General features: G+C 74.4%; 14 protein-coding genes. 13 read left to right on the top strand and 1 reads right to left on the bottom strand.

Going from position 1 to position 14,368, the window contains the following annotated elements; all coding sequences use genetic code 11:
- Positions 1–151: 151 nt before the first annotated feature.
- Positions 152–1,102, bottom strand: coding sequence for a response regulator transcription factor (locus OIE51_RS05000; protein WP_326595817.1), 951 nt, complete (start codon positions 1,100–1,102; stop codon positions 152–154).
- A 488-nt stretch (positions 1,103–1,590) separates the two neighbouring features.
- Here OIE51_RS05000 and OIE51_RS04995 point away from each other — a divergent pair, with 488 nt between their 5' ends.
- The 13 genes from OIE51_RS04995 to OIE51_RS04935 all read left to right on the top strand — a co-directional run bounded on the left by OIE51_RS04995 (position 1,591) and on the right by OIE51_RS04935 (position 14,364).
- Positions 1,591–2,535 carry an ABC transporter permease gene (locus OIE51_RS04995; RefSeq protein WP_326595815.1) on the top strand — a complete coding sequence of 315 codons (945 nt, stop codon included), beginning with the start codon at positions 1,591–1,593 and terminating at the stop codon, positions 2,533–2,535.
- Positions 2,536–2,537: 2 nt separating this feature from the next.
- Positions 2,538–3,437, top strand: a complete 900-nt coding sequence (locus OIE51_RS04990) for an ABC transporter permease (RefSeq protein WP_326595813.1) — start codon at positions 2,538–2,540, stop codon at positions 3,435–3,437.
- On the top strand, positions 3,434–4,243 hold the full coding sequence (locus OIE51_RS04985) for an ABC transporter ATP-binding protein (RefSeq protein WP_326595811.1): 810 nt from the start codon (positions 3,434–3,436) through the stop codon (positions 4,241–4,243). The genes OIE51_RS04990 and OIE51_RS04985 overlap by 4 nt, the downstream gene beginning before the upstream one ends.
- 277 nt (positions 4,244–4,520) lie before the next feature.
- Complete coding sequence (locus OIE51_RS04980; protein WP_326595810.1) at positions 4,521–5,738, top strand: ABC transporter ATP-binding protein; 1,218 nt, start codon at positions 4,521–4,523, stop codon at positions 5,736–5,738.
- Positions 5,735–7,345: an ABC transporter substrate-binding protein gene (locus tag OIE51_RS04975; protein WP_326595808.1), complete on the top strand. Its 1,611-nt coding sequence runs from the start codon at positions 5,735–5,737 to the stop codon at positions 7,343–7,345. Before OIE51_RS04980 ends, OIE51_RS04975 begins: the two co-directional genes overlap by 4 nt.
- 49 nt (positions 7,346–7,394) lie before the next feature.
- Positions 7,395–8,417, top strand: coding sequence for an LLM class F420-dependent oxidoreductase (locus OIE51_RS04970; protein ID WP_326595806.1), 1,023 nt, complete (start codon positions 7,395–7,397; stop codon positions 8,415–8,417).
- 17 nt (positions 8,418–8,434) lie between these two features.
- A complete protein-coding gene (locus OIE51_RS04965; RefSeq protein WP_326595805.1) occupies positions 8,435–9,517 on the top strand; it encodes an LLM class flavin-dependent oxidoreductase in 1,083 nt (360 codons plus the stop codon).
- Between the two features lie 65 nt (positions 9,518–9,582).
- Entirely contained in the window at positions 9,583–9,804 is a 222-nt protein-coding gene (locus OIE51_RS04960; protein ID WP_326595804.1) for a hypothetical protein, read from the top strand.
- 238 nt (positions 9,805–10,042) lie between these two features.
- Complete coding sequence (locus tag OIE51_RS04955; protein ID WP_326595802.1) at positions 10,043–10,360, top strand: MSMEG_0570 family nitrogen starvation response protein; 318 nt, start codon at positions 10,043–10,045, stop codon at positions 10,358–10,360.
- Positions 10,361–10,437: 77 nt separating this feature from the next.
- Complete coding sequence (locus OIE51_RS04950) at positions 10,438–11,778, top strand: MSMEG_0569 family flavin-dependent oxidoreductase (RefSeq protein ID WP_326595801.1); 1,341 nt, start codon at positions 10,438–10,440, stop codon at positions 11,776–11,778.
- 16 nt (positions 11,779–11,794) lie between these two features.
- Complete coding sequence (locus OIE51_RS04945) at positions 11,795–12,625, top strand: amidohydrolase family protein (RefSeq protein ID WP_326595799.1); 831 nt, start codon at positions 11,795–11,797, stop codon at positions 12,623–12,625.
- A 106-nt stretch (positions 12,626–12,731) separates the two neighbouring features.
- Positions 12,732–13,253, top strand: a complete 522-nt coding sequence (locus OIE51_RS04940) for an MSMEG_0572/Sll0783 family nitrogen starvation response protein (RefSeq protein ID WP_326595798.1) — start codon at positions 12,732–12,734, stop codon at positions 13,251–13,253.
- A 10-nt stretch (positions 13,254–13,263) separates the two neighbouring features.
- Positions 13,264–14,364, top strand: coding sequence for an MSMEG_0568 family radical SAM protein (locus tag OIE51_RS04935; protein ID WP_326595796.1), 1,101 nt, complete (start codon positions 13,264–13,266; stop codon positions 14,362–14,364).
- Positions 14,365–14,368 lie beyond the last annotated feature (4 nt).

The raw sequence follows: 14,368 nt of genomic DNA, 5'->3' as shown, positions 1-14,368 counted from the left end.
CGCCGTGGCGCCAGAAGCCCCAAAGGGCGACGGCGGCGGCGACGAACGGCGACGGCGCATGCTCCGAAGGTCGCCCCGCGCCGCGCGCCCCGCCCGCTCCGCCCCCGGATCTCCGGGGGCGGAGCGGGCGGGGCGCGCGGCGGGCGCCGGCTCAGCGGGCCAGGCCGTGCCGGTGGGCGTAGAGCGCGGCGCGCAACCGGTCCGACTGGCCGATCTTGCGCATCGCCTGGGTCAGGTGCTTCTTCACCGTCGCCTCGGCCAGGGCCAGTTCGCGGCCGATCTCGGCGTTGCTGAGCCCCCGGGCGAGCTGGGCGAGCACGTCCCGCTCCCGGTCGGTGAGCCCGCAGTGCTGCGGCGGCGGCTCGGCGGCGTGGCCCACCAGGCTCGCCGGGTGGGTCCGGGCCGACGGGGGAGCGGGCAGGAAGACGGTCCCGCCCGCGGCGGCGAGGGTGACGGCGGCGATCAGCCGGTCCTCGGCCAGGTCGAGCGAGACGCAGCCGCTCGCCCCGGCCAGCAGCACCTGCGCCGCCTCGGCCGGCCCCTCGGCCCGGCGCAGCAGCAGCACCCGGGGGCCGTCCGTCCCCTGGGAGCCTCGCAGCCGCGCGACGGCCGCGAGGTCGTGGGCGAGCGAGGCGCCGGGGCCCAGGAGGATCACGTCGGGCCCGACCCGCCGCACCGCCCCGTACGCCGACGTGGGATCGCTCGTACCGCCGACCACCACGATGTCGGGGGACGCGGCCAGGACGCTGCGCAGTCCGGCCCCGACCACGGGCCGGTGCGCGATGAGGAAAACGCGGGTGGCGGTCGCCGCCCGGCGGGCGTTCCACCCGCAGATGGGGTGGCCGCAGGTGCAGCCGGGCGACTCGGCGCGCGGCCGGCCCGGCATGGTCTCGGGCTCCGCGAGGAGCTGATGACCGGCGATCAGGTCCAGCGGGTTGTCGATCTCCGCTTGGGGGGTCGGGAGTGTCTGGCAGGACGAATGGGCCGGATGCGCCTGGTGCGTGGAGGCTCTGGGGGCGTCGGCGCGGGACGCGCGGCGGCCGAGGGCCGGACGGGACAGCCGTCCGGTGCCCTGTGCCGCCAGCTCGGTCAGTGCGGCCACCGTGAACCCCCGCGGGCGCGGAAGGCGTTGTCGCTGAAGTGCGGCATCGCGTGCGTTTCCTCTCGGATATGGCGAGGCCGTGCCCTTGGGCACGGCGTTACGGCGAAGAGGAAGGGCGCTGTCGGTGACGACCGGAAGTTCAGCGCCCGGCGCGCGGGCGACACAGCTCGTCGAAGCACCTGCGGTGCCACGAGCCGCCGATACCGACCAAGGTGAAGTCGGTCCGCCAATTTGTCATATGTCAATACTACTTGGGGCCAGTTTCCGTGGTCAAGGATATGTGAGCGCCGTGTGAGGGGGCAGCGGCGTACCGGGTCCGCCCGGTCCTATGAGCAGGGGTAACAGCATGAATCCCTGACTGGCTATCCCCGCTCCCCGGCCCGCACCCTTCCTTCCGCACCCGCCATCGGAAGGAAGCCAGCCATGTCCGCCCCCGCTCACCGCCCCGCCGCCGGTTCGCCCGGCGCACCGCCCCGGCAGGCGGCGGGATGAGGCTGTTCCTGGCACGCCGGCTGCTGCTGTCGGTGCCCACCCTGCTGGGCGTCACCGTCGTCGTGTTCGCCACCGTCGCGCTCGTCCCCGGCGACCCGGTCAGCACCTTCCTCGGGCCCGGGGCGCCGGCGGAGGCGCGGCACGAGCTCACCGAACGCCTCGGGCTGGACCGGCCGCTGCCTTTCCAGTACCTCGCGTGGCTCGGGCACGCCCTCAGCGGCGACCTCGGCGTCTCCATCTCCGGCCAGCGCCCTGTCACCGACTTCCTGTTCCCCGCGCTCGGCCAGACGCTGATCCTGGCGGGGGCCTCGTTCGTCCTCGTGCTCATCGGCGGCGTCGCGCTGGGCGCGCTCGGCGCGCTGCGACCGCGCGGCCTGCCGGGACGGCTGTCGGGCGCGCTCAGCACCCTGGCCGTCTCCGCGCCGCAGTATTCCGTGGCGCTGCTGCTCATCGCCGTCTTCGCGGTGGAACTGCGCTGGCTGCCCGCGGGCGGCACCCACGACGTCTTCGGCGGCGGGGGCGGCGCCGACCTGCTGCGCCACCTCGTCCTCCCGGCCGTCGCCGCCGCGCTGGTGCCGCTCGGTCTGACCGCCCGCGTGTTCCGCGCCGCGCTCGGCTCGGTTCTCGCCGGTGACCTCCCCGACAGCCTCCGGGCCCGCGGCCTGAGCCGGCCCGCCGTGCTGCTGCACTGCGCGCACAACGCCGCCCCGGCCCTGCTCACCATCGCCGGACTCCAACTGGCCTATCTCCTGGAGGGCGTCGTCTTCGTGGAGACCCTGTTCGCCTGGCCCGGCGTGGGCCGCCTGCTCTACGAGGCCCTGGCGGCCCGCGACCTCCCCCTGATCCAGGGCGGGGTCCTGGTGGTCGCGGTCGCCTTCGTCGGGATCAACATCCTCGTCGACGCCGCGCACGCGTGGATCGACCCGAGAGTGCGGAGCTGACGATGACCGCACCCGCCAACCCGACCCCCGTGGCGCCGCTCCCCGTGGCGCTGACCCCCATGACGGAGACGGAGACGGCGAACGGCCGACGCCTGGACGCCGGACTGCTGATCCCGGCCGCGCTCGCCACGCTGCTGCTCCTGGCGGCCCTGGCCGCCCCGCTGCTCGCCCCCTACGACCCCGCCGCCGGGTCGCTGGGGGACCGGCTGCTCGACCCCGGCAGCCCCGGTCACCCGCTGGGCACCGACGGCCAAGGCCGGGACGTGCTCAGCCGGCTGATCTGGGCCGCCCGGCCGTCTCTCATCGGCGGCCTGGTGCCGGTGGCGGTGGCCACGGTGCTCGGCAGCGCGCTCGGTATCGCGGCCGGTCTCGGCGGGCGCCTTACCGAGCAGGGCCTGCTGCGCTCCCTCGACGTGCTCTACGCGTTCCCCGGCCTGCTGCTGGCCATCGCCGTCGCCACCGTGCTGGAGGCGGGCGTGGGCGCCACCGTGTTCTCCCTGTCCGTGGTGCTGACGCCGGTCGTGACCCGCGTCGCGTTCACCGAGGTCCAGCGGATCCGATCCGCCGAATACCTGGAGGCCGCCCGCGTGAGCGGCGCCGGACGCGCGGCGATCGCCGTCCGCCAGGTGCTTCCGGTCATCGCCCCCGTCGTGCTGGCGTACGCGTCCTCGCTCATCGGGCTCGCCATCGTCTACGCCGCCGGCCTGTCCTTCCTCGGCCTCGGCGTCGCCCCACCCACCGCCGAATGGGGCGCCATGCTCGACGAGTTGAGACCGGCCCTGCTGACGCACCCCTGGGTCGCCGTGTTGCCCGCCCTGACGATCCTCGTCGTGTCCGTGCTCTTCAACGTCCTCGGCGAGGCGCTGCGCCGCCGGGTCGGCCTCCGGGAGGACCCCCGATGAGCCGGCCGGAGCCTGGCCACCCCGTGCTGGCCGTCGAGAATCTGACCGTCGACCACGTCGGCCGTCACCGGACCGTGCGGGCCGTGGACGGCGTGTCGTTCACCGTCGGCGCCGGGGAGGCGCTGACCCTGCTGGGCGAGTCCGGCAGCGGCAAGACCACCGTGGCGCGCACGGTCCTCGGGCTGCCCGGCCGGGGCGCCCGCGTCGCCGGAAGCGTCCGGCTGGCCGGGACGGACCTGCGCGCGGCGGACGAGCGCACCCTGTCCCGTGTCCGCGGCCGGCGCGTCGGCTACGTGCCGCAGGACCCCACCGGCGCGCTCGACCCGCTGCGCCGGATCGGCCCGCAGCTCACCGAGGTGCTGCGGCGCCACCGGATCGCCACCGGCCGGCGGGCCGCCCGCGCCCTCGTGCCGGAGCTGCTGGCCACGGCCGGTGTCACCGACCCGGAGCGGATCGCGCGCAGCCATCCGCACGAACTGTCCGGCGGCCAGCGGCAGCGGGCGGCGCTCGCGATCGCCCTCGCCTGCGGCCCCGAGCTGCTGGTCGCGGACGAACCCACGACGGCGCTCGACGTGCTGGTGCGGGCGCAGGTCCTCGACCTGTTCGGACGGCTGCGCGCCGAGCGCGGCACGGCCCTGCTGCTGGTCACCCACGACCTGGAGGCGGCCCGCCGGGTGGGCGGCCGGATCGCGGTGATGCGCGACGGCCGCGTCGTCGAGAGCGGACCCGCCGAACGGGTCCTCTTCCGGCCGGACCACGCCTTCACCGCCGAACTGGTCGCCACCCGCGAGGAGGCCCACCGATGACTGACAGCGTGCTCGGCCGAACCCCCGTCGGCCCCGGCGCGGTACGCGCTCTCCGCCGGTGCCACGGCTCTCCTCGTGCCGGTCGGCGGCGGGCCGGTGACGGAGCCGGTCCCCCGGCGGTCACTGACCGGCGCTCCGCGGTACGTCCCCGCGCCGCCGGTCGGCAGCTCCGGAACGGAGCGACCGCGCCGGGCCGTCACCCGCGCGCTCACCGGCGCCGTGCCACGGGCATCCGACAGACGCCCGCTCCCGCGCCCGCGGAAAGGACGGTGGACCAGTGACCGCCCCGGCGACCGCCGTTCCCCTGCTCTGTGTGGAGCGCGTCATCAAGCGCTACGCCCGCGCGGCACCGCCCGCGCTGGACGGCGTCAGCCTGACCGTCGCGCCGGGCGAGACGGTCGGGCTGGTCGGCGAGTCCGGGTCCGGCAAGTCGACGCTCGCCCGGCTGGCGCTCGGCCTGCTCGCCCCCGACTCCGGCACGGTCCGCTTCGACGGCCGGGACCCGTACCGGCTCACCGGCCGGGGCGGGCGGGCGGCGCGCGGGCGGCTCCAGTTCGTCCCGCAGCACCCGGGCGGCTCCCTCAACCCGGCGCTGCGGGCCGGCCAGGCCGTCGCCTTCGCGCTCGGCGCGGCGGACATCCCGCGCCGGGAGCGGGCCGGGGCCGTCGCGGAGCTGTTCCGTCAGGTCGGCCTCGACCCGGCGCTGGCCCAGCGCCGCCCCCGCGAGCTGTCCGGCGGACAGCTCCAGCGGGTGGCCATCGCCCGCGCCCTGGCCACCGGCCCCGACCTGGTGGTCTGCGACGAGCCCACGTCCGCCCTGGACCGGTCCACCCAGTACCACGTCCTCGACCTGCTGCGGGACCTGCGTGAACGCACCGGCCTGGCCTACCTGTTCATCTCCCACGATCTGTCCGTGGTGCGGCGGATCGCCGACCGGGTCGTCGTGCTGCGCGGCGGCCGGGTCGTGGAGGAGGGCCCGACCGGGCGCCTCTGGGCCGCCCCCCAGCACTCCTATACCCGCGCCCTGCTGGCCGCCGCCGACATCCCTCCCGAGCCACCGCCGTCCCGCCCCACCGACATCCCCCCGAGCCCCGCCGTTCCTCCGACCGGCACCGTTCCCCCGGCCGGCACGGTTCCGCCGACCGGCACGGTTCCGCCGAGCCTCGCTGTTCCGCCGACCGGCACCGTTCCGCCGACCGGCACTGTCCCCTCGAGCCTCGCTGTTCCGCCGAGCCTCGCTGTTCCGCCGAGCCCCGCCGTTCCGCCGACCGGCATTGCCCCTCCGACCGGCGCCGTTCCGCCGAGCTCCGCCGTTCCGCTGGCCGGCACTGTCCCCCCGAGCCTCGCCGTTCCTCCGACCGGCACCGTTCCCCCGGCCGGCGTTGCCCCTCCGACCAGCACCGTTCCTCCGACGGGCACTGTCCCCCCGACCGGCACCGTTCCGCCGGCCGGCATCGCCGCGAGATCCCCCCTGACAAGGAAGCCAGCACGATGACACACCGCCATCCCCTTCGCAGACTCGCCGCCCTCCCGGCCGCCGCGTTGCTCGCGCTGACCGCGACCGGCTGTGGCTCCGGTGGCTCCGACACCCCGGCCGCCGCCGACTCCGGCAGCGGCGGCACCCTGGTCGTCGGCGCGACCGGTACCTTGCCCAACACCGACACCGTCATCGGCGGCGCGGGCTTCGAGGGGAAGCGGCTGGTCAGCTTCCAGCTCTACGAGGGCCTGACCCGTTACGACCTGACCCAGGGCGACGCGCCGCCCGAGATCACGGGCGCGCTCGCCACCTCCTGGGAGGTCGCGGACGACGACACCACCTGGACCTTCACCCTGCGCGACGGCGTCACCTTCCACGACGGCACGCCGTTCGACGCCGACGCCGTCATCTTCAACCTCGACCGCTATCTCGACGAGGAGAGCGACTACTACACCGACGCCCTCGGCGCCGCCGCCGGTGAGTACGCGGGCGGCATCGCCGACTACCGGAAGCTCGACGACGGCCGCGTGGAGCTCGTCACCGCGGAGCCCAACGGCCACTTCCCCGAGGACCTGGCCCACGTGCTCATCGCCAGCCCGACCGCGATCCGCGAGACCGGCACTGAGGACTTCGCCCGGCAGCCCGTCGGTACCGGCCCCTTCTCCTTCGCGTCGCAGCGCGAGGGCCAGGAGATCGAGCTGGTCGCCAACGAGCGGTACTGGGCCGGGGCGCCCAAGCTCGACCGGCTGATCGTACGGGCCATCCCCGACGCCGCCGCCCGCACCGCGGCGCTGCGCTCCGGCGACGTCAACTGGATCGAGTACCCCAACCCCGACGACATCGAGAGCCTGACCGCCGAGGGCGCGAGCGTCGTCACCAACAGCTACGACCACCTCTGGTACTGGATCCTCGACACCTCCCAGGGCCCCTGGAGCGACCCGCGGGTCCGGCGGGCCGCCAACTACGCCGTCGACCGCGAGGCCATCGCCGAACAGCTTCTCCACGGCACCGCCGACCCCGCCCACCAGGCCGCGCCCCGGGCCACCTTCGCCTACGACGAGGCGAACGACACCTACACGTACGAACCCGACCGCGCCCGGCGGCTGCTGGCCGAGGCGGGATACGAGGATGGCTTCGAGACGTCCGTGACCGTCCCCACCGGCGGCTCGGGCAACCTGCTTCCGGTGCCCATCACCGAGGCCATTCAGCGTGACCTCGCGGCCGTCGGCATCGACGTCGAGATCCGCACCACCGACTGGTCCACGCTGATCAGCGCCGAGGCGGAGGGCGAGGTGGCGCTCGGCTCCGACGCCATCGCCCAGTCCACGACGCTCTTCCAGTCCGAGGCGCTGCTGCCGCTGTTCATCGGCGGCGACAGCCCCTTCTGGACCGGCCACTACAGCAACGAGCGCGTCGACGAGCTGCTGGCCTCCGCGTCGGCCGACACCGACCCGGAACGCCGCCGGTCGGACTACCGGGAGGCGCTGTCCCTCGTGACGCGCGACGCCCCCTGGCTGTTCGTCGTCAACGACCGCAATCCCAGGGCGCTCGCCCCCGAGGTGCGGGGACTCGTCCAGCCGCAGTCCTGGTTCATCGACCTGACCACGGTCTGGGTCAGCTCGTGACCGCCCGCCCCCGCCTTCCCGCTCCGCCCGAGAGGACGTCAGTCGCTTCATGACCGAGCCGCACCAGCTTCCCCGCGCCGAGGCCGTCCCGCCCAAGTGGGGGATCACCCTGCCGCTGCCCGGACTCACCATCGACCGGCACCGCTTCATCATCGAACGCCTGCCGGACCTCGGTTACACCGACGTCTGGAGCGCGGAGGGCGGGGGCACCGACGCGTTCACCCCGCTCGCCGCGACCGCCGCCTGGTCCCCGACGCTGCGCATCGCCACCGGCATCGTGCCGGTGCACACGCGCGGCCCCGCGGTCCTCGCCCAGACGGCCGCCACCCTGGCCCAACTCGCCCCGGGCCGCCTGCTGCTGGGCATCGGCGCCTCGGTGCCCGCGCATGTCACCGACATCAACGGCATCCCGTTCGACGAGCCGTTCAAGCGCACCAGGGACGTGCTGCGGTTCGTCACGCGGGCGCTGCGCGGCGAGTACATCGCGGGCGACTTCGACACGTTCTCCATCACCGGCTACCGGCTGCCGCACCCGCCGGCCCAGCCGGCCAAGGTGATCCTCGGCGCCCTCCGCTCCCGGATGCTGCGCCTGGGCTTCACCGAGGGGGACGGCGCCATCACCAACCTCCTCTTCCCCGAGGATGTGCCGACCGTCCTCGACGCGGTCGGCCCGCAGCCGCCCGGCAAGGAGCTGGTGGTCAAGGTCTTCGTCTGCCCCACCGAGAACGCCGCCTACGCGCACCGCGCCACGCGCCCGTTCCTCGCCTGGATTCTCAACCGTGAGCCCTACCGGAAGTTCCACGAATGGCTCGGCCACGGCGAGCTGCTGCGCGAGTCCCACCGGCTCTGGGCCGAGGGGGACGCGGAGGGCGCCCAGAAGGCGCTGCCCGACGAGGTCGTGGACGGGCTGTTCATCAGCGGCTCGCCCGAGGAGTGCCGCGAGCGCATCCTGCGGTACCACCGCCCCGGCGTGACGACCATCCAGCTCTACGTGTCGCTGCCGCCCGAGGTGTTCGTCAGCCGCGCCAAGGTGCTGGAAACTCTGGCCCGGCTCGGCCCCGCCGGGTCCTGAGCGGAGGGACGAGGCGCATGGAACTCGACCTGCGGGGCGGCATCCGGGCCGCCCCCGTCGCCGGCGATACGCCCGGGGAACGCCAGGCGCTGCGCCTCGCCCCCGACCCGCGCGAGCGCACCGCCGACCCGGAGCACGTGGCGCGCACCGCCCGGGAGAACGAGGCGGACGGCCTGGACAGCGCCCTGGTGACGCAGTCCAGCTCGTGGCCCGATCCCTGGCTGGTGGCGGCGTGGGCGCTGGCCGCCACCAGCAGGCTCCGGGTCGCCGTCGCCCACCGGCTCGGCACCACGGCCCCCACGGCCGCGGCCCGTTCCCTGGCCACCCTGGACCGCCTCTCCGGGGGCCGGGCCGCCGCCCACCTCATCGTCGGGTCGAGCGACGCCGACGTGCTGCGCGACGGCGACACCCTCGGCAAGGAGGATCGGTACCGGCGGGCCGGGGAGTATCTGGAGGTCTTCCGCCGCTCCCTGACCGAGCGGCGGGGCTTCGACCACGACGGGGAGTTCTACACGGTCCGGGACGCCATGGCGGGCCTGTGGCCGCGCCCCCGCGCCGAACTACTCTCCTTCGGTGGGTCCTCACCGGCCGGACTGGAGCTGGCGGCGCGGTACGCCGACGTCTACGCGGTGCGGGCGCTGCCGCTGCCGGCGACGCGCGCCCGGATCAAGGAGATCCGGGCCGCGGCGGCGGCGCACGGCCGGACACTGCGGATCTGGCGCCACATCACGGTGGTGCTGGCCGCGACCGACGCCGGGGCGGAGGAGCGGGCGCGGCGGCTCGCGCGGGAGGCCGTGCGGCTCACCTCGGGGGCCGACCGCGCCCGGTGGGCCGGGGCGGTGCAGCTCGACCGGGACCGGGAACGGGGAACCGCCGGGCCCGACGAGGTCGCGTCGTACATCCGCCGCTCGGTCGCGGGCGCCTTCGTCGGCTCGCCGGAGGGGGTGGCCGCGCGCATCGAGCTGCTGGGGTCGGCCGGGGTGGACATCGTGCAGCTCGACATGGCCGTCGAGACGGACGAGGACCGGGACCTGCGCCGGGCCCTGGTGCACCGCCTCCGCCACCCCACCCGCGCCCTGTCGCGCCGCCGCGTCTGGTGAAACGGGCGCCGTGGCACCGGTCAGGCCCGGGGGCTCAGTCCGCCGGGGTGGCCGGGGCCGTCGCCGTGCGGACGGCTTCCCGGGCGAAGGAAGATCGCGGCGCGGACCGCGCCCGTGGGGCCGAGGATCGCGGCGCTCGTGTTGACGCCGTCCAGGATCAGGGCGATCCGGTCGGCCGGCTCCTGCGGGTCGCGGCCTCCGCGCGGTGGGCCGTCTTCACCGCCGCGCCGAACGACATCAACGGCACCGATTGCATCATCGACGGCGGCGTTCTCAAGTCCGCCTGAGCCGGAGCCGGTCGGGCCGGAACGGGCGGTCGGGCCCGGCGGCGGACCTCCCCCTGGGCAAGGAAGGGAGGCTCCTCTGCCGGGCCCGACGCCGTGTCACCCTCGGTGAGATCTTGGCAACACGTCTTTATTCCGGATGACTTCGATCGGTAATCGGCGGTGGCTGAAGTAGTCCCCACGAGCAGTACCGAGACCGCTCTTCCCCGCGGGTCACGGTGCTCCGTTCTGGAGGACATTCATGCCTGAGATGTACTTCCGGGTGCGCTGGCCGGACGGCGGAATCCAGCGCTGCTACTCACCGTCCACCGTAGTCCAGGACTTCTTCGAGTCCGGCACCGGCTATCCGGTCGACGACTTCGTCGACCGCAGCCGACGCGCCCTGACCATCGCCGGCGAGAGGGTGCGGGCCACGTACGGCTTCGCCTGCACCTCCGCGGCGGAGCAGCTCGCCCAGATCGAGGCGACCGCCGCCGCCCACGCCGCCTCGCCCGGCGCCACGGCCGACGACCGTGTGGTGGTCGAGGCGCTGACCGGCCCGGACGGGAGCGAGCGGTGACCCTCCCCCAGCCCCATGGGGGGCCGGGAGGTGCCCCCACGTTGCAGCCCCATGGGGGGCCGGGAGGTGCCCCCACGTTGCAGTCCCGTGGGGGGCCGGGAGGTGGCCCCGCGCTCGTCGGCGCCCACTACCAGGTGGCGGTCGTCGGCGGCGGACAGGCCGGGCTGTCGATGAGCTACCGGCTTGCCGAGCGCGCCATCGACCATGTGGTCATCGAGGCCGAACGGGTCGGGCACGAGTGGCGCGAGCGACGCTGGGACTCCTTCTGTCTGGTGACGCCCAACTGGCAGTGCCGGCTGCCCGGTTTCCCCTACCAGGGCCCCGACCCGGACGGCTTCATGGTCCGCGACGAGATCGTGCGGTATCTGGAGGACTACGTCGCCTTCGCAGCGCCCCCGCTGGCCGAGGGCGTGCGGGTCACCGGACTCCGGCGCACCGGCACCGGGGCCTTCCGGCTCACCACCACGGCGGGCGACCTGACGGCCGATCAGGTCGTCGTCGCCACCGGCCCCTACCACGGCCCGTCCGTGCCGCGCCTAGCCGAGCGGCTGCCGTCCGGGGTGCACCAGCTCCACTCCTCCCAGTACCGCGACGCCGGCCAACTCCCGGACGGAGACGTGCTGGTGGTCGGCACCGGACAGTCCGGCTGCCAGATAGCCGAAGACCTGCACCTGGCCGGCCGCCGGGTCCACCTCGCGGTGGGCGGCGCGCCGCGCGTGGCCCGCTTCTACCGGGGCCGCGACTGCGTGGCCTGGCTGGACGAGATGGGCCACTACGCCAAGGGCATCGACGAGTTCGCCGGCGCCGAGGCGGTGCGGCTGCGCGTCAACCACTACGTGACGGGCCGCGACGGTGGCCGGGACATCGACCTGCGGGCCTTCGCCCGCGAGGGCATGCGGCTGTACGGGCGGCTCACCGGCGTCGACGGCGCGTCGCTCACGTTCGCCGACGACCTCGCGGACAACCTCGACCACGCCGACGCGGTCGCGGAGTCCATCAAGGACGCCATCGACGCCCACATCACGGCGCACGGCGTCTCCGCGCCGCACGAGTCCCGTTACGTGCCGGTGTGGCGGCCCGATCCGCGCACCCAGCCGCGCGCCCTCGACCTGACGGGGGCGGGCGTCACCTCGGTGATCTGGTCCACCGGGTTCGTCCGCGACCACCGCTGGATCGAGATCCCGGTCTTCGACGGACGCGGCTACCCGATGCACTGGCGCGGTGCCACCAGCTGCCCCGGGCTGTACTTCCTGGGCCTGCCCTGGCAGTTCTCCTGGGGGTCGGGTCGTTTCGAAGCGGTGGGCCGGGACGCTGAGTTCCTCGCCGGGCACATCGACGCCTCCCGCCGGCTCGCCGACGTCTGCGGCGCGCTGACCGGAGCCCCCACGTCCCTTGCCTCCGCGCTCCCCGTCGGCTGAAGGAGGTGCCGCACCGATGACCACCACCCCCGGCGTGGCCGACGCCCACCGGCACATCGGCGTCCTGCCCGCGTATCCGTTCTACGGCGGCCCGCCGGTCAAGCCCGACACCACCGCCCGCGCCACCGTGAAACAACTCATCGCCGACCTCGACGCCGAGGGCACCACCCGCGCCCTCGTCCTGCCCAACTACGGTGTGCCCGACCCCGCCATCGCGTTCTCCTTCAACGAGCTCGCGATCGAGGCCGCGCAGACGGACGACCGCGTCCGGGCCGGCCTGTGGGTCTCCCCGCGCCCCGAGGACGAGCAACGCACCGCCCGAGCCCTGGCGTTGGCCGGCGAGGAAGGAGTGCGGGCCCTCAAGCTCAGCTTCCTCCTCGGCGGACGCGCCACCGACCCCGACTGCCGACCGCTGCTGGATCGGATCTTCCGGACCGCCGAGGCCCACCGGCTCGTCGTCCACGTCCACACCTCGCCCGGCGCCGCCTCCGACATCGACGAGGTCGGTCACCTGGTCGAGTGGTATGCCGACCGGGTGCCCGTGCACCTGGTCCACTTCGGTGGCGGCATGAGCGGCCACATCAAGCTCGCCGGCTCCCGCTTCTTCGACTGGATCGAGGCCGGCAAGCGCGTCTACACGGACCTCTCCTGGGCCATCGGCTTCACGCCCCGCTGGCTGGCCCGGGAGATCGAGCGCCGCGGCATCGGCCACGACCGGGTGCTCTTCGCCAGCGACCAACCGTGGGGCGACTTCGCGGGCGAGTACGCCCGGATGCGCGCCGCGACCGACGACGGCGAACTCGGCGGACTCGTCTTCCGGGACACCTTCGCCGCGCTCTACGACTGACAGTGACCGACTGACCGGCACGACCGACTGACCCGCACGACCGACTGACCGGCACGACCGACCGTCCCGCCTCCACCCCATCCGACACCGTCCCGAGGAGTCAGCCATGTCCGAGACCGTCGAACTCAGCGACATCGAGAAGAAGTCCCTCACCGAGATCCCGCACCCCTCGCTGCCCGAGGGCTCCACCATCTACGGCAGCACCAAGGTCTTCCCCGACTACCAGGCGGAGGACGGCGAAACGTACTTCACGCTCGTGCACGGCATCGCCCACGAGTCGTCCGTCAGCTTCGTCGCCGTCCTTCAGGCGACCCGCGCGTTGCGCAAGGGCTTCGAGACCGCCATCTACTTCTATGGGCCCGGCTCGCTCAACTGCCTGGCCACGCGCGGCTTCCCGACCACCGGCAACTCCGCGTTCCCCGGTGAGCACAACATCAACAACCAGCTCAAGACCTTCATCGCGGAGGGTGGCAAGGTCTTCTGCTGCCGCTTCGGTCTCTCCCTCCACGGCGCGCGCGAGGAGGACCTGATCGAGGGCGTGATCCCCACCCACCCGCTGGACGTCCAGGACGCGCTGATCCACTACGCCCGCAAGGGCGCCATCATCAACTCGACCTACCAGCTCTGAGGGGGGCCCGATGAGCGTTGGCACCGGCACGCCGGTGGATGTGCGGATCACGACCCGCGCCGAACTCGCCCTGCGCGGCGTCCGATTGGACGACGCCCAGGTCAAGCGGCCCGAGGGCGCGGGGCCCAGCGACGACGGTCACGTCCTCGTCGACGGTGCCAACGCCGCGCTTCCCACCAACCCCGACAGCCCCTACACCGTTCGCGACGGCCGGGTCTGGCTCGGCGACGAGACCGGATCTCTCACCGACACCGGCCTGACCCTCACTCCCGTGCGGCGGCCGAAGTTCTACGACCTGACCACCGCCGACGGCGTCCCCTACGAGCACATCGCCCGTCTGCACGGCGCGGATGTCTTGGCCACCACCGTCGTCCAGACCTGTGTCCGCTACGCCGAGTCCGACCGCTGCCGGTTCTGCACCATCGAGGAGTCCCTGCGCTCCGGCGCCACCGTCGCCGCGAAGACCCCGGCCCAGCTCGCCGAGGTCGCCGAGGCCGCCGTCCGGCTCGACGGCGTCCGGCAGATGGTGATGACCACCGGCACCACCGCCGGCCCCGACCGGGGCGCCCGCAACCTCGCCCGCGCCGTGCGCGCCGTCCTGGCCGCCGTGCCGGGACTGCCGATCCAGGCGCAGTGCGAGCCGCCCGGCGATCTCGCCTGGATCCGCGAGCTGCGCGACGCCGGGGCGACCGCCATCGGCATCCATGCCGAGGCCCTGGACGAGGACGTCCGCCGCCGCTGGATGCCCGGCAAGTCGACGGTTCCCCTGGCCGAGTACGACGCCGCGTGGGACGAGGCGGTCCGCGTCTTCGGCCGCAACCGCGTCTCCACCTACCTGTTGGTCGGCCTCGGCGAGGACCCGGACGAACTCATCGCGGGCGCCGGCCGGTTGATCGACCGCGGCGTCTACCCGTTCGTCGTGCCGTTCCGCCCGATGCGCGGTACCCTCGCCGCCCGCGACGGCGTCGGCGCCCCCGACCCGGAGCTGCTGCGCCGCGTCACCGTCGCCGTGGCCGCCAGGCTCCGCGCGGCGGGCATGACCGGCGCGGACCAGAAGGCGGGCTGCGCGGCCTGCGGCGCTTGCGGCGTCCTGGCGACGGCGGGCGGGTGAGCGC

It is taken from the genome of Streptomyces sp. NBC_01803, from assembly GCF_035917415.1.
In the GTDB taxonomy this organism is placed as follows: Bacteria; Actinomycetota; Actinomycetes; order Streptomycetales; family Streptomycetaceae; genus Streptomyces.
This window is presented reverse-complemented; position numbering and strand designations above follow the sequence as displayed.